This window comes from Salinivibrio siamensis (assembly GCF_001996005.1).
GTDB lineage: Bacteria > Pseudomonadota > Gammaproteobacteria > Enterobacterales > Vibrionaceae > Salinivibrio > Salinivibrio siamensis.
Genome location: NZ_MUFB01000004.1, coordinates 120077 through 139269, shown reverse-complemented (window position 1 = coordinate 139269; position 19193 = coordinate 120077). Strand labels below are relative to the sequence as shown.

Below are 19193 nucleotides of genomic sequence, written 5' to 3'. Positions count from 1 at the left end.
GGATATATGTACTCAAACGGTTTGTCACTATATGTTAATATTATGAATATCTTGCCGTATCGCGCGTCTAAAGCTCTTAAATTAGCCTCGCCGATGAGTATTGGTCCATTCACTAAAAAGTTGGATTAYTTGATTTCAAAATTTGCTTTTTCTTCTTTAGATACTGTGTTTACTAGAGAGAGCTATTCATTTGATTTAAGTAATGATATGGGGCTTAATACTCGCTACTGTCACGATCTTGCATGGCTAGCTAGCGGAGAATTACAGGAAGATAGATCATGGTCAGGACATTATATTGGTACAGTAATTGATTGGGATTTTCCTGGCTTAAATAAAAATGAATATAGACAGAGATATATTGGCGAATATATAAAAGCAATTAAGATCTTAGTGAAGGAATCAGGTAAACCTTTTATAATCTATAATCAGGTAGGAAATGGCGATGGCACATCATTAGACGAGATTTTAATAAAAGAAATCGTTGATAAATGTGGGGGTATTGTAAAACATGACAGTAGTGCAATGGATCCTACGGTATTAAAATCTAGGATGAGATACAGCAAGGGTGTTGTTGCTAGTCGCTTCCATAGTGCTCTATTCTCAATACAGGTGTTATGCCCCCTCATCTCTATTTCGTATCAACCTAAAGCAGAATATATCTTGAAAGACATTAAACTTGAAGATATCTGTTACTCCATTGATTCATTTACTGGTGAGGATATTGCGAATAAGCTTATTTACCTTTCTCAATCTTCCTCAGATTTTTCAAAGAGACTAAATGATGCTCAAGATAAAACTTTAACCTCAATTGAACATACACTTTTCCCTGTATTAAGGAGCTAACATGAGGAACAAGCTTGTTAATGCAAGTAACCTTCATTCTGGAGGGGGCGTTCAAGTCGCTGTTTCCTTTATCGTTGAGTTGATAAAAAATAAAAGGTACGATTATGACATCGTTGTATCTTCTAAAGTTTTCGATAACTTGATATCATTACTTTGCAAAGATGAATTAGAGCGTATTATCATTTTCGATGTTTATGGGTTAAGTTTCTACAACAGTAAAGCCAAAGAGATATTTAGCGGTTATAACATTTGTTTTACTATCTTCGGTCCATTTTATTATCCAATCGATTGTAAAGTACACATTTGTGGCTTTGCTCAACCTTGGATTATCTATCCTGATTCACATGCATACACATTACTCGGTTTTTTTGATCGAATGAAAAGAAAACTGAAGTATTATATTCAGAAAAAGTTATTTTTAAATTACGATATGCTTGTTGTTGAACAAAATCATGTTAAGGATGCTTTAGTAAATCGTGGCTTCAAAAAAGAAAAAATAGAAATAGTAAGCAATACAATATCGTCTATATATAACGAGCCGCATAGATGGAAAAACATAGAGGTGAAAGATAAACCTAGCGATAAATTTTGTTTAGGTTTTTTAGGTAGACCCTACGTTCATAAAAATATTAGAATATTGAAGACAGTAGATGAAATATTAAAAGAAAGTTTTGATCTCGAAGTCGTTATACTTTTCTCATTTACTGATAGAGAAATGGATGAATTAGGCTTCAGTGATTTAAATAACTTCCTTTCCACTGGTGAAATTAAAGTGCAACAGTGTCCTGGTTTTTATAAAAACATTGACTGTTTGATATTTCCTAGTTTATTGGAATGTTTTTCTGCGGCTCCTATAGAAGCTAGTTTTATGGGGAAACGAGTCATAGCATCAGATCTTCCTTTCATGAAGGAATGCTGCCCTAGTTCAACAATATACTTTGATCCAACCGACGCAAATGATATGGCTAAAAAAATATATCATGCATATTTAAATCGGAATGAAGATTTGCAACTGGATTTTAGCTCTGAGTTTATGACTTTTACCGCAAAAGATAGGGCGAGAAAGTATTGCTCTATAATTGACAGCTATTAAGGTTTTTTATGTTTAAGAATAAAATACTACTGATTACTGGCGGTACAGGCTCATTTGGTAATGCAGTGCTTGATCGTTTCCTAGATACTGATATTAAAGAAATCCGCATTTTCTCTCGCGATGAAAAAAAGCAAGATGACATGCGCAGGAAATATAATAGTTCAAAGTTAAAGTTCTATATTGGCGATGTGCGAGATCCTCAAAGTATATTGAACGCGACGCGTGGTGTTGACTACATTTACCATGCTGCGGCGCTGAAGCAAGTGCCATCTTGTGAATTTCACCCTATGGAAGCAGTAAAAACCAACGTTTTAGGAACCGAAAATGTCCTAGAAGCGGCCATCCAAAATGAAGTGAAGCGTGTAGTTTGTTTGAGTACTGATAAAGCCGTCTATCCCATCAATGCGATGGGGATTTCAAAGGCGATGATGGAGAAAGTGATTGTCGCGAAGTCTCGCAATGTGGATCCAGCTAAAACCATGATAGCAGCTACACGTTATGGTAACGTGATGGCATCGCGTGGGTCAGTGATCCCTCTGTTTTTGCGGCAAATGCTCAATGACCAACCATTGACGGTAACAGATCCAAATATGACGCGTTTTATGATGACACTTAACGATGCGGTTGACTTAGTGTTACATGCGTTTGAACATGGAACAAACGGTGATATTTTTGTACAAAAGGCACCGGCAGCAACGATTGAAACGTTAGTGGAAGCACTGAAACGAATAACCGATAAGCCAGAGCATGTTGTGAACGTTATTGGTACACGGCATGGTGAGAAGCTCTATGAAGCGTTATGCAGTCGCGAAGAGATGTTTGTTGCCGAAGACCAGGTTGGATACTATCGAATCCCTTCAGATAACCGTGATTTAAATTACGCTAAATATCATGAGGAAGGAGAAAGAGACTTATCTGTTATCGAAGATTACAACTCGCATAATACCGAACGTTTAGATGTGGACGGTATGATGGCGCTGCTAAGGAAACTCGACTTCATTGGTGATATTGAAGCAGGTAGCTTAGTTGTACCTGAGGGGGTATAAATGAAAATTGTTGTGACGGGAGCGAAAGGTTTTATCGGCAAAAACTTGTGCGTGATGCTTCGTGAGCGTGGTTATCAGGACATTGTTGAAGTTGATCGCGAAACACCAAAAACAGTTTTATCCGAGTCACTCGGCTCTGCGGACTTCGTATACCATTTGGCGGGCATTAATCGGCCTAAAGATGAGGCAGAATTTCAGTACGGGAATGCTGACCTTACCCAGTTTATTGTCGATGAACTAAGTCGTAGCAGTAAGCGAACTCCGATACTGCTGAGCTCCTCTATACAAGCGGATCGAGATAACGCGTACGGATTAAGTAAGCGGGTAGCCGAACAGTTTGTCGAGCAATACGGGCAGCAAACTCAGTCTCCCTATTTTATCTATCGCTTCCCTAATGTGTTTGGAAAATGGTGTCGCCCCAATTACAACTCGTTTGTGGCAACGTTTTGTCACAACATTCTGAATGGGCTAGACATCACGATAAACGATCCTAATGCAGCCGTTAACTTAGTTTATATTGATGATATTTGCACCAGCTTAATGGCACTATTGGAAGGTGGCTCGGAAAGTGGTTACAAGCGGATAACGCCAGAATATCCGACTACGGTAGGTGAGGTTGCGAGTCTACTACGTGCTTTTAAAAACAGTAGAGATAACTTGGTCACAGAAGATGTTGGCACAGGCTTAACGCGCGCGCTCTACTCTACGTATCTTAGCTATATGACACCAGAGCAGTTTAGCTACTCTATCCCTAGCTATGGTGACGAGCGTGGCGTGTTTAGTGAGATGTTAAAAACCAAGCAAGCGGGCCAGTTTTCGTTCTTTACCGCTCACCCAGGTATTACGCGTGGTGGTCATTATCACCACAGTAAAAATGAAAAGTTTTTGGTTCTCAAAGGTAAAGCTTTATTTAAGTTTGAACATATTGCAACGGGTGAACGTTATGAGCTTTATACAGATGGTAACTCACCTCAAATTGTCGAAACTGTGCCTGGTTGGTCACACGACATTACCAATATTGGTGATGAAGAGATGATCGTGATGCTTTGGGCTAATGAAATTTTTGACCGTGAAGCACCCGATACAGTTGCCTTTCCGTTATCTTGATCCGAGAGTAGTGAAGTGAAAAAACTCAAAGTAATGTCCGTCGTGGGTACACGTCCAGAAATTATTCGACTGTCTCGCGTATTAGCTCAATTAGATTTACATTGTGAGCATGTTTTGGTACACACAGGACAAAACTATGATTATGAATTAAACGAAGTATTCTTTAACGATCTGGGTGTGCGCAAGCCGGACTACTTTCTCAATGCAGCCGGTAAAAGTGCGGCAGAAACCATTGGTCAAGTTATTATTAAAGTGGATCAAGTGCTTGAAGAGGTGCAACCAGAGGCGATGTTAGTGCTAGGCGATACGAACTCGTGTATCTCTGCTATTCCCGCTAAACGGCGTAAAGTGCCCATTTTTCATATGGAAGCAGGCAATCGCTGTTTTGATCAGCGTGTCCCTGAAGAAACCAACCGCCGTATCGTCGACCATACCGCAGATATTAACCTAACTTATAGCACGATAGCGCGTGACTATTTACTCGCTGAGGGCTTACCTGCTGATCGTGTTATTAAAACAGGTAGTCCAATGTTTGAAGTGTTAAATCACTACATGGCAAGAATTGATGGTTCTGACGTACTATCGCGTTTAGAGCTATCGAAACGACAGTTTTTTGTTGTCAGTATTCATCGTGAAGAAAATGTAGACGCACCTAGGCAGCTAGCAAAGTTAGCGGAGACACTTAATACCCTCGCAAAGGACTACGACCTGCCAGTTATTGTTTCTACGCACCCTCGTACTCGTAATCGTATTGAAGCGCAGGGCTTAGAATTCCACTCAAACATTCAATTACTTAAACCATTAGGGTTTCATGACTATAACCATTTACAAAAGAACGCAAAAGCCGTGCTTTCTGATAGTGGAACGATTAACGAAGAGTCATCGATTATGAACTTTCCGGCACTAAACATGCGAGAAGCGCATGAGCGACCAGAAGGAATGGAAGAAGCGTCGGTGATGATGGTTGGTTTAGGTGTTGAAAGGGTTATGCAAGCACTACAAGTTCTTGAATCTCAGCCTTCAGGTGAAGAGCGATTATTGCGGCAAGTTTATGATTATTCGATGCCAAATGTGTCAGAAAAAGTTGTGCGGATTATCCATTCTTATACCGATTATGTAAACCGTGTCGTTTGGAAAAAATACTAATGCGGTTAGCGTTAATTATTGATGATTACTTGCCCCATAGCACTCGCGTTGGAGCAAAGATGTTTCATGAGTTGGCTTGTTACTATGTCGGATTAGGTTATCAAGTCACGGTGATTACGCCATCTGAGACGCAGGAGCAACAACTAACAAAAACGCAGTTGGATGGCGTGAATGTTTGGTATTTTTCCAGTGGTGTGATAAAGGATACGACAAAGGCTAAACGTGCCATAAACGAAACTATGCTTTCTTTCCGTGCTTGGCGAGCTATTTCCGACGAGATACAACCCGAGACTTTTGATGGTATTATTTACTATTCCCCCTCTATATTCTGGGGGAAACTCGTTGAAATGATAAAGTTGCGTTGCCAATGTAAAGCTTATTTAGTTCTTCGTGATTTATTTCCTCAATGGGCCATTGATGCAGGCATGATTAATCAAGGTTCTGTGATTGAAAAGTACTTTCGTTTTTTTGAAGGGCAGTCTTATCGGCAAGCAGATAAGATCGGATTGATGTCAGAAAAAAATCGACAGGTTTTCAATGCGGCCACAAATAATCAATATCAGTCTGAAATTCTTAGGAACTGGGCTGAACTAAAACCGCACATTTTAACAAATGTGGATGAGAGTATCCGTAGAAAACTGAACTTAGAAGATAAAATTATTTACTTCTATGGGGGTAACATTGGTCATGCGCAAGATATGTCCAACTTGATGCGTCTTGCACGATCAATGACCGATTATGAAGAAGCCCACTTTCTTTTTGTTGGACAAGGAGATGAAGTTAATCTCATTAATCAGTTAGCCGAAGAGTGGTCACTCAGTAATTTCACTTATCTTCCATCGGTTAATCAGCATGAATTTAAGAACTTACTGGCTGATATTGATGTTGGGCTTTTCTCTCTTTCAGTAAAGCATACGGCTCATAATTTTCCAGGTAAACTTTTAGGTTATATGGTTCAATCTATACCTATCTTAGGCAGTGTAAACCAAGGCAATGATTTGCTAGACGTCATCAATGATAACCAAGCTGGTTTTATCTCGGTTAATGGTGAAGATGAGATGCTATACCAAAATGCGTTGTCTCTCTACCATGACGAGTTATTGAGAAAGGATGTGGGAAAAAACGCTTTCACTCTACTTGAGAGTGAATTTTCAGTGCAATCTGCTGCACAAGCAATTATCGATAATTTGAAAGAAAAAGATGAAAGTATACAATGATGATAGCTTTTCGGCGTTATTTGATGATGCAGAAATATCAGAAAGAAGAAGAGCGCATCTTAATTTACATAACAGCTATGCTGAAAAGGTGCAACGGCTCTTTATTGCTCTTACACAAGGGAGTTACGTTGAGCCCCACTATCATGAGTTAGATCATCAATGGGAAATGTTTGTAGTTATTCATGGTGAGGTTAAAGTAGCACTTTACGACGATGACGGAAAGGTAAAACAGAAGCTAACTGCAGGTGATGGGCAATCGATCAAGGCAATCGAAATAAACCCAAGAGATATTCACAGCGTTGAATGTATTTCCGAGAAAGCATTGCTTTTAGAGATAAAGGAAGGACCATTTGACCCTGAGAAAGCAAAGGTAATTTTCAGTCCGACTTAGCTAAATTAATTGTTAGTTATGCTTATCTCTTAATTAAAGAGCAAGCACTTAGATACTACATAATAGATGACAGATGAGTTAATACAAATTTCCATTTTCATTCGAGATTGTTAAACACTCAGGGACAAACGCATCAGGATCCGCGCCATGCCTAGGGTAGCGATTTAATGACTAATTTGTCACTATAGCCTAAAAACTGTGCGTTATGCCATGTTTATTAATTAAAATAAGTGAAAATAAAGGATCATGTGCGCTATGGACCAGGAGTACCTGGCGACCATGCGGGGAAGCCTTTCATGACGCGGGTGTTCATGCGTTTTCCGTATGCCTAGGCCCCAGGCCCTAGGAACTTTATCTACGGGGCCAGGCACGATACGCTTTTTTCGTATTCCGTATTCCGTATTCCGTATTCCGTATTCCGTATTCCGTATTCTAGGCCCCTCCTAATTTATCCTATCTGATTAAACACCCTCACAGCGCCGCCCTGGCAGTGTAATTGATACTCGCTCGTACACGCCGGTATAAAAATAGACTCGCCTTTTTCAATGGTCAGCTTGTGGTCGCCATGAGAAACAGTCAGTGGGGCATCAATGGCGAAGATGATTTCACCGCTGTGCATATGGCATGTGAGATCGTCAACCTGAAGGTAATGCGTAAAAGAAAAATCAGGCACCGCGACCGGGTAATGCGTTCCTTGGTCAGTGCGTGTCGGTTCGAGTGTTATGTTAGCCGTTGCTATGGGAGCAAAGCTTGTGCAGGCAATCAGCTCATCAACATCGATATGCTTGGGGGTGAGTCCGGCTCGCAATACGTTGTCGGAGTTGGCCATGACTTCGAGCCCGACACCATTGATGTATGCGTGAGGCGTACGCGCGTGCAAAAACATCGCTTCCCCCGGCGCGAGTGTCACGACATTGAGCAATAACGGCGCAAAGAGGCCGATATCTCCTGGATACTGTGTCGCCAAATCAATAATGGTATCGAAAGGGGCTACCGTCGCGTTTTGATTGGCCACTGCCATTAAACCGCCGACTGCTGCCGCTTTATCGGTTGCCTCAAGCGCTAATAGCTGAGCAAAGGCGCTTTGTAGCGAGTCTTCAGCCGGGGAATCGGTAAAGGATTGAAAAATAGGAGTGAGTGAATCGTGATTGATTTTTGCAATGTTCGCAATAATGTCTGAATAAGGGCGAAACCCGTTCATCGCTTTAAACGGGGTCAGCGCATAAATCAGTTCAGGCTTGTGATTGGGATCTTTGTAGTTACGATGTGCGGCTGATAGGGCAATGCCTTGTTGGTTTTCTTTTTGATAGCCGTGTTCGGCTTCTTGTTTGCTTGGGTGTACCTGGATGGATAGCGCTGTGTCAGCCGCTAGGACTTTGAATAGAAAAGGCAGCTCACCAAAGCGTTGGTAAACCTCCGTGGATAAGGCGGATTGCGGATCAGATTCAATCAGTGTGTTGAGTGGCAGCCAGTCTGTACCAACTTGTATCTCGGAGCTGGCTTTAGGATGGGCGCCCATCCAGATTTCCGCTTGTGGCTGCTGATCGGGGTTCGGAATATGAAACATTCTGGGTAATGCAGTGCGGCTCCCCCATTGATAGGTTTGGATGGGATTGCGCATTAAAAAAAAGGGCTGTGAGTGAAATGGGCTATTCATACTAGCTGTACTCTTAAACGAGAAATGTAGTCTCAAATGAAAAAAGCGGCCCCGATTGACGAGGCCGAAATGATAATAATGATGCGGTTATAGCATACCTAGGCGGCTGATTGCAGCCACTGGGCTTTACGCGCCTTCTTCAAGCTGACGCAAACCAATGCAGTCACCACCGCGCCGGCAACCATACAAACAAGGGCAATCACTGGCTTGTTCATCGCGCCAAGTAATGCCACTACGGGGCCTCCATGCGCTACACTGTTCGTCACGCCTAAACCGAAGGCCATCACCGCAGCTACCATCGAGCCAACCATATTGGCCGGGATCACCGCAATAGGGTCTTGCGCCGCAAAGGGAATTGCACCCTCTGAAATGCCGACCAGGCCCATAGCCCCCGCCGCTTTACCGGCTTCATGTTCAGTGGCCTCAAAGATATTAAGCTTACGGCCTAATACGGTCGCCAAACTCATGCCCAGCGGAGCCACTGGAATGGCACAGGCCATTGCGCCCATAAATTGGGTTTGGCCGCTGGCAATCATCCCAACGGAGAATAAGAAAGCCACTTTATTAAATGGGCCCCCCATATCGAAGCCCGCCATGCCGCCGAGTACAATCCCCAATAAAATGTAGTTACCGGTGCTCATGGCGGTGAGCATGGCCGTGAGCGAATCCATTAGGCTGGCAATGGGGGCACCAATTACAAAGATAAATAGCGCGGCGATAAACAGCGTACCGGAAATCGGCGCAATCATAATCGGAACGAGTGGTTGGAGGAATTTATGGTAATTTATGTCACTGATCCATTTGACGAAATACCCCACAAGCAAACCAGCAATGATTGCCCCGATAAAGCCGGTTCCCGCTTCAGCGCCGTAAAAGCTGCCGGTATTCGCTATCCAGCCACCAATTAACCCTGGCGCAAGTGCCGGGCGATCCGCAATCGCATAGGCGATATAGCCGGCAAGCACTGGGATCATTAATTGGAAGGCTATTACACCGACATCCAGTACTTGTTGCCATGCACTGCCCTCAGGAATCGCCATGCCCGCTTCCGTCGGTTCACCGCCAATGGCAAGAGAAAGCGCGATTAACAACCCGCCAGTGACCACAAAGGGGATCATGTGCGAGACCCCATTCATCAGATAGCGATATAAGTTACTTCGCCAGTTTGTTGAGGTGGTCGATGATGTGCTGTTGTTTGTATTGTGTGTTGATGTACTGCTCGCGTGGTAAGGACTTGCATTGAGAGCGGATTCGATTAAGCCTTTACCGTCTCGAATCGCTTCTTTGACGCCGACTTCGACTACTGGTTTGCCGTTGAAGCGGCTCATGTCAGTTTGTTTATCACAGGCAACGACAATGGCGTCAGCGCGCAATATATCGTCTTGGGTGGGGGTGTTTTTAACCCCAATTGAGCCGTTGGTTTCAACTTTTATTTCATAACCTAATTCGTCAGCGGCTTTCTCTAGCGCTTCAGCGCCTAGATAAGTGTGGGCGACGCCCGCAGGGCAGCCCGTTACGCCAATGATTAAGCCTTTTTTCGGTCCCGTATTATTGCTTTCTTTGCTGGGCTGAGTCAGCAGAGTCATGACTTCACTGGCAGCATTGGCTGCCAGCAGTGCTTGTGTGAATCCTGGCTCGATAAGTTTGGATGAAAGGGTGGCTAGGACTTCAATATGATGATCTCCACCGTTTGTGGGAGAGGCGATCATAAAAAAGATGTGCGATAACTCACCATCTTCTGCACCATAGTCGATACCGTCTCGGCTAATACCGACTACCACGCCTGGCGTAGTCACGGCGTCACTTTTTGCGTGAGGAAGCGCGATACCAGCCTCAAACCCCGTATTACCGAGTGCTTCGCGCGCATTAACATCCGCAATAAAAGCGGCTTGATCACTGACACGGCCATTATTGACCAATGCTTGGCTCAGTTCCTTAAACACATCTTGCTTGCTGGTGGCGTCTAGATTGAGCAGTATTAATCGTTCGTTAATCAGTTCAGATATCATGATAGGCTCCTGCCGGTTCGTATGAACATACTGATTAGTTTGCTCCCGTCGACAGGTGGAAAATAGTGCAGAGAAATAGCATTTACTGGAAGATTGTGCCCAACCGTGTTTAGTGTGATCTTGCTCATTAGTCGGGTTCAGCGATGGTATGGGTATAATGATCGTGTTGTTGATGCGTCGTACTCACGTCGCTAGTGGAAGTTTTCCGTTTTCGGAAGCGAGCTCGAACACAATCGGATAGGGATGATAATGAAAGCCTCGACACTTACCAGCTTTTCTAACTTGCTTGCATTACTGGAATCTCCTGGTGAACCCTTTGGTCGAGTTATCTTTGCTAATGATTGGCAGGAGCCTGAGCCTTTCAGTTACCAAGTCAACTTTCCGCGCCTAGAAGTTGTTGTGTCCGGTCAATACACCAATATCATCTCGACACCGGAAGGCGTGAAAACGCATACGGTGGTCGGTGGAGAGGCGCTTTATATCGCGCCAAACTGTTGGAATAAACCTGATTGGCAGCATTCATGCTCGGTGCTGAGTTTACTATATGGCCGTCGGCAACTAGGGTTTAGTTTGGTGAATAAACGAGCGAGTGTGTCGGGCTTTTATGGGGTGCAAAAATTCTCAGTACCTATGCGCTCGGGCTTTGCGGTGGATAACATTCTTGAAGCGTTAAACGCGCTCTCCAAAGAGCCAAACAAGCGCTTAACCGATGGGTACTTGATTAAGGCATTGTTGTCCTATACCCATCAATTGGTCGATAAACCGATATTCAATGCCCACTCTCGCGGGGAAGATCTCTACCAAGGGATATGTATCTATATTCAAGAACATTATCAACAAACCCTTTCGCGCGCGGACATTGCCGCACATTTTCACATCAGCCCGAGCCACCTGTCACGTTTGTTTAAACAGTATGGGCATATGACGTTGGCTGATTACATTGTGTGGGTGCGTATCGACCGAGCCAAGTTTATGCTGATGCGTTATGAGTTCCGATTAGTCGATATTGCCTGTCGTTGTGGGTTCAATGATGTGAACTATTTTTGCCGCGTGTTTAAAGCGAGAACGGGCAAGACCCCCTCGGAATATCGGCAGCTCAGTCATCAATCCTGATCTAAAACAGCATGTAGCATCGCAATTTGGGTAGGAATATCATCGCAGTGTGTTAGCCAGCGCCGGAATGTAGATGAAGATAACCGGCGAGATAAGCGACTGATGGCGCGTAGTATTGGACGCTCGATGTCACTAGGGACTGCAAGCGCAATGCATAGTGAAACCGACTCTCTATTCCGCCAGGTAATCGCTGGCTGACAGCGAGTGACTATGATGGTGGCATGGGAGATGCTGCTATCAATAATATGAGGAAGCGCAACACCATCACCTAGGTAGGTAGATGAATGTGCTTCTCGCGCCATAAAAGCGGCATAAGCTTGCATTGACGTGTCTTGTTCCGCAACGCGTTCAACGATCTCCCTCAACAGCGACTCATACTGTATGGCTTTGGTTTTTAAACCCTCAAAACGCAGGTTTAGATAAGTAACAGGCGATTTAAAATCGGACTTATCATTTGTAGGCGCAGCGAAAGCGGAGGTACTGAGTAAATGCCAGTGCTTACTGACATATTCTGCAAGCACTAAGCACATCAATTCGGCATCAACTCCCTCAATCAAAAGCAGACAAATATCACTGGATTGGGTGCCAGTTGCAAGGATCGACAATGTATCGGTAGGGGAAGCTGTGCGATCTTTGCTGACATTAACAAAGGTGCTTTGCCCACTAAAAAGTGAACATAGTCTTGCCAACTCGCTTAATTGCCAACTGGCTAAGCCTTGTTGCGAGGCGGAAAAGCAAACAAAAGCGCCTGTCATCGGGGCAATTGCTTTTGTAGTGCTGCTTTGGCGTCTGTAAGGACGTCCTCCATGGCAAGACGAACGATCGTGGAGTTACTAAATCGTTCTGCTTTTTCAAGCTCAATATCAGAAACGATAACCACGCATGCCGCTTGCATGATTTCATCAAGCGATAATGCATTTTCAATTCCCATCGCTCCCTGGGTTTCTACTTTTATCTGGATACCAAGACTTTTGGCTGCTTTTTCCAGTTGCTCAGCAGCCATGTAGGTGTGTGCGATACCTGTAGGGCAAGCAGTAATTGCGACGATGTTCATTTCAGCTCCTCAAACGCTTCGCGTAAAAAGTGTTTTCACAAACGACGTCACTCGCCAAATATGCGTTACAAGTAGGAAGTAAAGCCCAAAGCAGGCTAAGAATGCAATCAACATGATGTATTCTGGCACTTGAGCGATATCACTGTATATTCCAATGCCAGCATACAAAGCAGAGATGCTACAAATAGCAAATAGTGTTTGTTTCGAGGTAAAGCCGACTCGTTGAAAAATATGATGAAGGTGGTCACGATCGGGTTTGAACGGTGACTCGCCTCTGCGGATACGTCGGATCATTATCGCAACCATGTCCATCAACGGAACAGCAATTAGCCATAATGCGGTGACGGGACGTAATGGCGGCGCTTTACCATTTTGGCTGGAAAAAAGCAGTACCCAAACAACGGTAAAGCCAATTAGCATGCTACCGGCGTCACCCATAAACACCTTTCTTTGGCGGCCTAGCAATCCCATATTGAGAACAACATAAGGTAAAAGAATGGCGACCATGGCAAAACAAAAGTAAGCCATATGAGCTTGGCCATCATGGAGCAAAAGCAGCGCTAATCCGCCGAATGTAACGATAGATAACCCACCTAATAGGCCATCGATGCCGTCCACCATATTAAACGCGTTGATAGCGGCAATTACGGCCAACACAGTCACCGCGTACCCAGCAGATCCCAGGTTTATTTCGCCTGTTCCCAGTAAGTTGCCCAAATTTGTTAGCTCGAGGTTGCCGACCCACATCATTGCAATGGATAAAAGCGCTTGTACAAATAAACGGATTTTGTAGCTTATATCGAACTTGTCATCCAGCGCCCCCACGATAACGAGCACGATCACACATGACGCATAGAGAGTTGGTGACTGCAGGACGGAGGGATTATTAAACACAAAATACAATAGCGTTATACTGGTCGCTATGCCGCCTGCGAGGGGAACGTTATCAGTATGTTGCTTGCGTCCAGAGGGAATGTCGACCAAACCTACAGCCTTGGCCATCTTTCGAATCACAAAGAGAGAGCAAAAGGCAAAAAAGCACAGAAAGGCCAGTTCAATAAATGGTATGAGCACGTGGTATCCCTCAACGTCAATCAGGCGCCAGTTTAATGATTTTTAGAGCAGGTAGGAAGTCAGCGAGCCCATATCACATCAGTTTGGTTGTTTTGTGCTCTCACAGTGGCTTCATTGGTACCCGTTTGGATTTTGAGACTGCCAGCGCCAAGTATCCTCTACCATCGTTTGTAAATCGCGCGTCGCCTTCCAACCCAAGTGGGCTTCAGCATAAGTCGGATCAGCGTAGCATTCGGCGATGTCGCCGGCTCGACGAGGCTTAATCTCGTAAGGAATCGGGCGATTTGCTGCGGTTTCAAAGGCATGCACCATTTCTAGCACACTGTTGCCTTGGCCGGTGCCGAGGTTAAAAATGTGGGTGCCAGGTTGATGTTTCATTTTGTCCAGTGCGGCTAAATGACCATCGGCTAAGTCAACTACATGAATATAATCGCGCACGCCGGTACCGTCAGGCGTGTTGTAATCGTTACCAAATACGCCCAGTTTTTCGCGTCGGCCGACGGCCACTTGTGCCACAAAAGGCAGTAAGTTATTGGGCGTGCCTTGTGGATCTTCGCCGAGCAGGCCAGATTCATGCGCACCCACGGGATTAAAGTAACGCAGCAAAGTGATGCTCCAGTCGAGATTGGCTTGTTGAAAATCTCGTAGGCACTCTTCCACCATCAATTTGCTGCGTCCATAGGGGTTGGTCGCCGAGGTGGGAAAATCTTCTTTAATTGGTACGGATGCTGGATCGCCATAAACGGTTGCTGATGAGCTAAAAATGAGCGATTTCACCCCAGCTAAATCCATTTCACTAACTAGAGTCAAGGTGCCGGAGACATTGTTGTCGTAGTATTTCAGTGGCTTTTCAACCGACTCACCCACAGCTTTTAACCCCGCAAAGTGGATCACGCTGTCAATACTGTGTTTCGCAAACACGCGCTTTAAGAACGCACTGTCACGGATATCGCCTTGCATAAAAGTTGGTCGTACGCCAGTGACTTGCTCAATACGATCGAGCACCATTTCTTTGCTATTGCATAGATTGTCGATAACAACAGGCGTGTAGCCTTGTTCAATCAGTTGAATGCAAGTGTGGCTACCAATATATCCCGTGCCACCGGTGACGAGTACCTTCATGATTTATCTGCCTAGTTTAATACCAAGTTCTGTCAATATGAGCTACAGAATACGGACTTTAGTGGAAGATGGGAAGGACTAAAAAGGGCCTAGGGTCCTAGATCCTAAGCCCTAGCACGGTGTTTGATGGATGCACATTGCTAACGGGCACCTGTCATGATCGACGCCAAATTTGATATTGATGTCGGAGGCGCGCGGCTACATCGAGTTATAAGATTAACATTCCTCGGCGCTTGTCCGACCTACGCCTGGTTTGTATTTTGATGTTGTCATTGGCCTTGGTGACACAAGCTCCAGCACGGTGTTGGATAGGGGAGCATTGTTAGCGGGCGCGCCAGTTACATCGAGGAACGAGGCCCACTTTCCAAATTGGATGCTAAATATAAGTAGTGTTCATACAGCTATGTGAAACTAAGGTATTGAATTGTTTCTATCCTTACCTTTACTGAGGGTAGTCAATTTTAAATAAAGGATGAACAAGCCAATTGGCCTGTTCATCCTTTTTTGTTTGTGGTTATCGCACAATCAGTCCGAGTAGGATGCCGACCACGCCGAAATCTGCATCGCTAAAGGTGGTGTTGGCAAAGCCCAGGTCGCCGAGCACTGGGAGCAGGAATACCGGCAGGAAGGTGATCAGTAGGCCTTGCGCAAAGGCGCCTAAAATTGCGCCGCGTCGTCCGCCGGTGGCATTGCCGAATACACCTGCTGCCGCGCCGACGAAAAAGTGTGGCACAACGCCTGGGATGATCACGGTGAGCCCTAAGATATAAAGCAAGAACATACCCACTAATCCGGCGACAAAGCTGGATAAAAACCCTACTAACACGGCATTGGGCGCGTAGGGGAAGACCACGGGGCAATCGAGTGCTGGCTTGGCATTGGGCACCAGTTTGTCGGAGATGCCTTTAAATGCTGGCACAATCTCGGCAATCACCATTCTTACCCCTTGCAAAATTACATACACCCCACCCGCAAAGGTGATGGATTGCATTAATGCAAACATAAACCAGTGTTTACCATCACTCACTTCGCGCACAAAGTCTCCGCCCGCAAACAGACACGTCACCATAAAAATAATCCCCATGGTGAACGAGATGGCGACTGGGGTATCACGCAAGAACAAGAGGCTTTTGGGCACGTCCATGTCTTCGGTGGAGTGGGCTTTGTTGCCAAACTTGCTGCCAATAAAGCCGGCTAACACGTAAGAGAGGGTTGAAAAGTGACCAATGGCGACTTCATCTGAGCCGGTGACTTGTTGCATGTAGCGATGGGCGATGGCAGGGAAGAACACCATCACCGAGCCGACAACCACAGAGCCTAATGCGACCAATGGGATCCCTTCCATGCCGCTGGTGGAAAGAATCGCGGCGACCATCATCGACATAAACAAGGTGTGATGACCGGTTAAAAAGATGAATTTCCACGGGGTTAAGCGTGCGATAAGGATGTTAACCAGCATGCCGAAGAACATGATCATTGCCATTTCCTTACCAAAGGCTTCTTGCGCGATGGAGACAATGGCTTCGTTGTTGGGCACCACGCCACTGATACCAAACGCATGCTGGAAAATGGTGGCAAAATCCCCGAGTGAGCTGACTACCAATGAGGCACCGGCCCCTAGGATCACAAAGCCTAAAATGGTTTTGATGGTGCCTTTGATGCATTCAGTCGCGGGTTTTTTCTGGGCGATTAAACCAATCAGTGCAATCAAACCCACTAATACCGCGGGCTCAGAGAGTACGTCTTTCATCAGGAAGTTAAAAAAGGGCATAACGTCACTCCTTATAGGGCACCGAGTGCTTGTAGGGCCTCAGACAAGCGGGTTTTCATTGCCTCTTTGTCCACCATGTTGTCGAGTGTGACAATGCGCGGCGATACATTCATCGCTTGTAACTGTTGGGCGATATCATTGGTGGCGACGAATACATCGGCCTCTGTCCCAGAGACTGAGCCCAGATCGATATGGTCGACACTGGCTTCGACGCCAAGATCGTTGATGATTGTTTTGATGCTCATTTCCATCATTAGGCTGGTGCCAAGACCGTGGCCGCATACGACTGTGATTTTCATAATTCTGACCTTTTATTTGGGTTAACAGATGCATTTTCAGCATGTTCGTTGTTTTAAAGCCGATAGCTAAGGGCGAGCCCTTTGTGTCTTTGCGTTTTGTAGCTACCGATGTAAGGGTTAGTAGTTGGCGATAATGGCTAATACTTCTTCCACGTTGGTGACGCGGCTGATTTGTGCGATGTGTGTGTCATTCATAAAAAGGTTCGCCAGTTGGGAGATAGCCTCGACATGGCTATTACTGTCGGTGGCCGCGAGGGTGACCAGCACCTTAACCGGATCGTTTTCGGCGCTGTCAAAATTGACCCCGTCTTTGATCACTGTGATAGCCAGGGCGAGGCGGTTAACGCCATCCTCAGGTCGTGCGTGGGGCATCGCGATACCCGGGCCCACCACATAGTAGGGACCGATTTCTTGGTGTGAGCGATAAATCGCGTCGACATAGCTTGGCGCAATGGCACCGTTGTCCAAAAGTGCTGCGCAGGCTTTGTTGATGGCATCTTGCCAATCGTTGGCATCCTGGTGAATGCGGATAACGTCGGCGGTAATCAGATCTCGTAACATGGCTCTATCCGTTTTAAAGGTTTTATTAGGTTGTTGGAGAATTGTTGATAACTCTATCGCTGAAAACTGAGCAATAAATGGACAACGATCACAAATGGTAGCGCTATCTGATAGCGCTACCATAAGATGTGATAGCGCTATCATTTTTTCTGTCTACCTATGCGTCATGCTACAAAGAGGCCATGCGGGGCACGGATTAATCGCTGATGGCTGTGATAGGATACGGTGTCATAAAATGATGAGTAATCAATAGATATAATGAGTGAACCAAGAAAACGACGCAATACGGGTAAAGTTACGCTTGCGGATGTTGCCAAACAGGCTGGGGTAGGCACCATGACGGTTTCCAGGGTGTTGCGCACCCCGGATGCTGTCTCTGACAAATTGCGCGATAAGGTTCAACGCGCCGTCGAGCAACTGGGTTATATTCCCAATAAAGCTGCGGGTGCTTTGGCATCAGCGCAAAGCTATGCCATTGCGTTGATCATTCCTTCTCTATTGGAAAAGGCGTGCGCCTTGTTTTTGCCTCGTTTTCAACAGCGGCTAAATAAAGCGGGCTATCAATTGTTGCTGGGTTACAGTGACTATTCGGTCCAGCAGGAAGAGGATTTATTGGCCGGTTTTTTAGAAAGTCGGCCAGCGGCAGTGGTGCTATTTGGCAATGAGCATACTCAGCGTACCCATCAATTGCTTGAGATGGCCAATGCGCCTGTCCTCGAAATTGCTGAGTCGCCTTCCATGAATAGCTATGCCAGCATGGGCAGCGACCCCCACGACATCGGCAAGCGCTGTACATCCCACCTTGTTAGTCAGGGCTTTCATCATATTGGTTTTATTGGTGCACGGGGCAACCATGCCACCTTGCAGCGCAAGCTACAGGGCTGGCAGGGCGCGATGATTGAGCACTATTTAACCCCTGACCATTTTCTGACAACGCATGAGGCCCCATCGGCGCAATTGGGGGCCGATGGGTTGGCGAAATTGTTGCTTCGCGATGCCACGTTGGATGCGCTGGTATGTAGCCATGAAGAGATAGCTATCGGCGCGTTGTTTGAGTGTCACCGACGGGTGTTAAAAGTGCCGACTGATATCGCGATTATCAGCTTGGAGGGCTCCTCCATGAGTGAGCATGCTTTTCCGAGCTTAACGAGCGCTGAAATTGACTATCAATCCCTCGGCGTACAGGCCGCGTCGGCCATTTTACAAGCTATTGAAGGGCAACCGCTTACAGGCGCTCAAACTATTCCATTTAAACTCGCACATCGCGCCAGCACCGCAAGGAAAAATTAGTTTTTTGGCCGTTTTATAGGGACAGGCACTTTAGTCTGAACACAGAAAGAGACGAGACGCTGCGCTTCTAGAGACTAGAAACTAGACAGAGCAGATCGCACTCGTATTGGCGTTTTTCGATAGTGCCATTGGCGTAGGTGACACAAGCCTCGGGATTAGGCCAACAACAATGCACTATACCGCCTATGCGCTAGTTGCACTGCGCCTGTCTTTGACCTCAACGTCGGAGGCGCGCTTCGGCTTGGGTATACAGGATTCACATCGTGTTGGCGCTTGTCCGACCTACGCCTGGTTTTTATTTTGGTGGTGCCATTGGTGCCATTGGTGCTTGTGTCTCAAGACGCGAGTCGATAAGAAGCAGTAATTGATTCGGCGCAGTCGGGTGGTATGATATTGTCAT

The 19193-nt window shown here is 45.5% G+C and carries 17 protein-coding genes and 2 pseudogenes; 9 read left to right on the top strand and 10 right to left on the bottom strand.

From position 1 onward, the window contains the following. The 7 genes from BZG73_RS03780 to BZG73_RS03750 all read left to right on the top strand — a co-directional run. Nucleotides 1–843, top strand: an 843-nt coding sequence (locus BZG73_RS03780; protein ID WP_131826183.1) for a polysaccharide pyruvyl transferase family protein, incomplete at its 5' end; no start/stop codon positions are given. Between the two features lies 1 nt (nucleotide 844). Continuing rightward, nucleotides 845–1936 (top strand): glycosyltransferase, encoded by a 1092-nt coding sequence (locus BZG73_RS03775; protein WP_077667637.1) that lies wholly within the window; start codon nucleotides 845–847, stop codon nucleotides 1934–1936. A gap of 8 nt (nucleotides 1937–1944) precedes the next feature. Continuing rightward, nucleotides 1945–2982: a polysaccharide biosynthesis protein gene (locus BZG73_RS03770; protein WP_077667636.1), complete on the top strand. Its 1038-nt coding sequence runs from the start codon at nucleotides 1945–1947 to the stop codon at nucleotides 2980–2982. After that, on the top strand, nucleotides 2983–4089 hold the full coding sequence (gene wbjC / locus BZG73_RS03765) for a UDP-2-acetamido-2,6-beta-L-arabino-hexul-4-ose reductase (RefSeq protein ID WP_077667635.1): 1107 nt from the start codon (nucleotides 2983–2985) through the stop codon (nucleotides 4087–4089). 15 nt (nucleotides 4090–4104) lie between these two features. After that, complete coding sequence (gene wecB, locus BZG73_RS03760) at nucleotides 4105–5235, top strand: non-hydrolyzing UDP-N-acetylglucosamine 2-epimerase (RefSeq protein ID WP_077667634.1); 1131 nt, start codon at nucleotides 4105–4107, stop codon at nucleotides 5233–5235. Then, nucleotides 5235–6452 (top strand): glycosyltransferase family 4 protein, encoded by a 1218-nt coding sequence (locus BZG73_RS03755; RefSeq protein ID WP_077667633.1) that lies wholly within the window; start codon nucleotides 5235–5237, stop codon nucleotides 6450–6452. The genes wecB and BZG73_RS03755 overlap by 1 nt, the downstream gene beginning before the upstream one ends. Next, nucleotides 6436–6843: a WbuC family cupin fold metalloprotein gene (locus BZG73_RS03750; protein ID WP_077667632.1), complete on the top strand. Its 408-nt coding sequence runs from the start codon at nucleotides 6436–6438 to the stop codon at nucleotides 6841–6843. Before BZG73_RS03755 ends, BZG73_RS03750 begins: the two co-directional genes overlap by 17 nt. A 448-nt stretch (nucleotides 6844–7291) precedes the next feature. On the opposite strand, the gene manA is transcribed toward BZG73_RS03750, so the two are convergent. The 3 genes and pseudogenes from manA to BZG73_RS16305 form a co-directional block, all read right to left on the bottom strand. After that, nucleotides 7292–8500 carry a mannose-6-phosphate isomerase, class I gene (manA, locus tag BZG73_RS03745; RefSeq protein WP_077667631.1) on the bottom strand — a complete coding sequence of 403 codons (1209 nt, stop codon included), beginning with the start codon at nucleotides 8498–8500 and terminating at the stop codon, nucleotides 7292–7294. Between the two features lie 98 nt (nucleotides 8501–8598). After that, a pseudogene (locus BZG73_RS03740) lies at nucleotides 8599–10035 on the bottom strand (PTS fructose transporter subunit IIC); the annotation flags it as partial. Between the two features lie 89 nt (nucleotides 10036–10124). Further along, nucleotides 10125–10509, bottom strand: a pseudogene (locus BZG73_RS16305) (PTS sugar transporter subunit IIA); the annotation flags it as partial. A 249-nt stretch (nucleotides 10510–10758) separates the two neighbouring features. Here BZG73_RS16305 and BZG73_RS03735 point away from each other — a divergent pair. Continuing rightward, nucleotides 10759–11622, top strand: a complete 864-nt coding sequence (locus tag BZG73_RS03735) for an AraC family transcriptional regulator (RefSeq protein ID WP_077667629.1) — start codon at nucleotides 10759–10761, stop codon at nucleotides 11620–11622. On the opposite strand, the gene BZG73_RS03730 is transcribed toward BZG73_RS03735, so the two are convergent. The 7 genes from BZG73_RS03730 to BZG73_RS03700 form a co-directional block, all read right to left on the bottom strand. Continuing rightward, nucleotides 11613–12377: a PTS sugar transporter subunit IIA gene (locus BZG73_RS03730; RefSeq protein ID WP_077667628.1), complete on the bottom strand. Its 765-nt coding sequence runs from the start codon at nucleotides 12375–12377 to the stop codon at nucleotides 11613–11615. The two genes, BZG73_RS03735 and BZG73_RS03730, sit on opposite strands and share 10 nt — an antisense overlap. Beyond that, nucleotides 12374–12676, bottom strand: coding sequence for a PTS fructose transporter subunit IIB (locus BZG73_RS03725; protein ID WP_077667627.1), 303 nt, complete (start codon nucleotides 12674–12676; stop codon nucleotides 12374–12376). The genes BZG73_RS03730 and BZG73_RS03725 overlap by 4 nt, the downstream gene beginning before the upstream one ends. Before the next feature lie 9 nt (nucleotides 12677–12685). Further along, nucleotides 12686–13750: a UDP-N-acetylglucosamine--undecaprenyl-phosphate N-acetylglucosaminephosphotransferase gene (gene wecA, locus BZG73_RS03720; RefSeq protein ID WP_077667626.1), complete on the bottom strand. Its 1065-nt coding sequence runs from the start codon at nucleotides 13748–13750 to the stop codon at nucleotides 12686–12688. A gap of 111 nt (nucleotides 13751–13861) precedes the next feature. Beyond that, complete coding sequence (galE, locus tag BZG73_RS03715) at nucleotides 13862–14872, bottom strand: UDP-glucose 4-epimerase GalE (protein ID WP_077667625.1); 1011 nt, start codon at nucleotides 14870–14872, stop codon at nucleotides 13862–13864. A 514-nt stretch (nucleotides 14873–15386) separates the two neighbouring features. Beyond that, nucleotides 15387–16643: a PTS ascorbate transporter subunit IIC gene (locus BZG73_RS03710; RefSeq protein WP_077458580.1), complete on the bottom strand. Its 1257-nt coding sequence runs from the start codon at nucleotides 16641–16643 to the stop codon at nucleotides 15387–15389. 11 nt (nucleotides 16644–16654) lie between these two features. Further along, nucleotides 16655–16942 carry a PTS sugar transporter subunit IIB gene (locus BZG73_RS03705; protein ID WP_077667624.1) on the bottom strand — a complete coding sequence of 96 codons (288 nt, stop codon included), beginning with the start codon at nucleotides 16940–16942 and terminating at the stop codon, nucleotides 16655–16657. Between the two features lie 117 nt (nucleotides 16943–17059). Continuing rightward, nucleotides 17060–17503 carry a PTS sugar transporter subunit IIA gene (locus BZG73_RS03700; protein ID WP_077667642.1) on the bottom strand — a complete coding sequence of 148 codons (444 nt, stop codon included), beginning with the start codon at nucleotides 17501–17503 and terminating at the stop codon, nucleotides 17060–17062. Nucleotides 17504–17761: 258 nt separating this feature from the next. Here BZG73_RS03700 and BZG73_RS03695 point away from each other — a divergent pair, with 258 nt between their 5' ends. Next, nucleotides 17762–18793, top strand: a complete 1032-nt coding sequence (locus tag BZG73_RS03695; RefSeq protein ID WP_077639031.1) for a LacI family DNA-binding transcriptional regulator — start codon at nucleotides 17762–17764, stop codon at nucleotides 18791–18793. Nucleotides 18794–19193 lie beyond the last annotated feature (400 nt).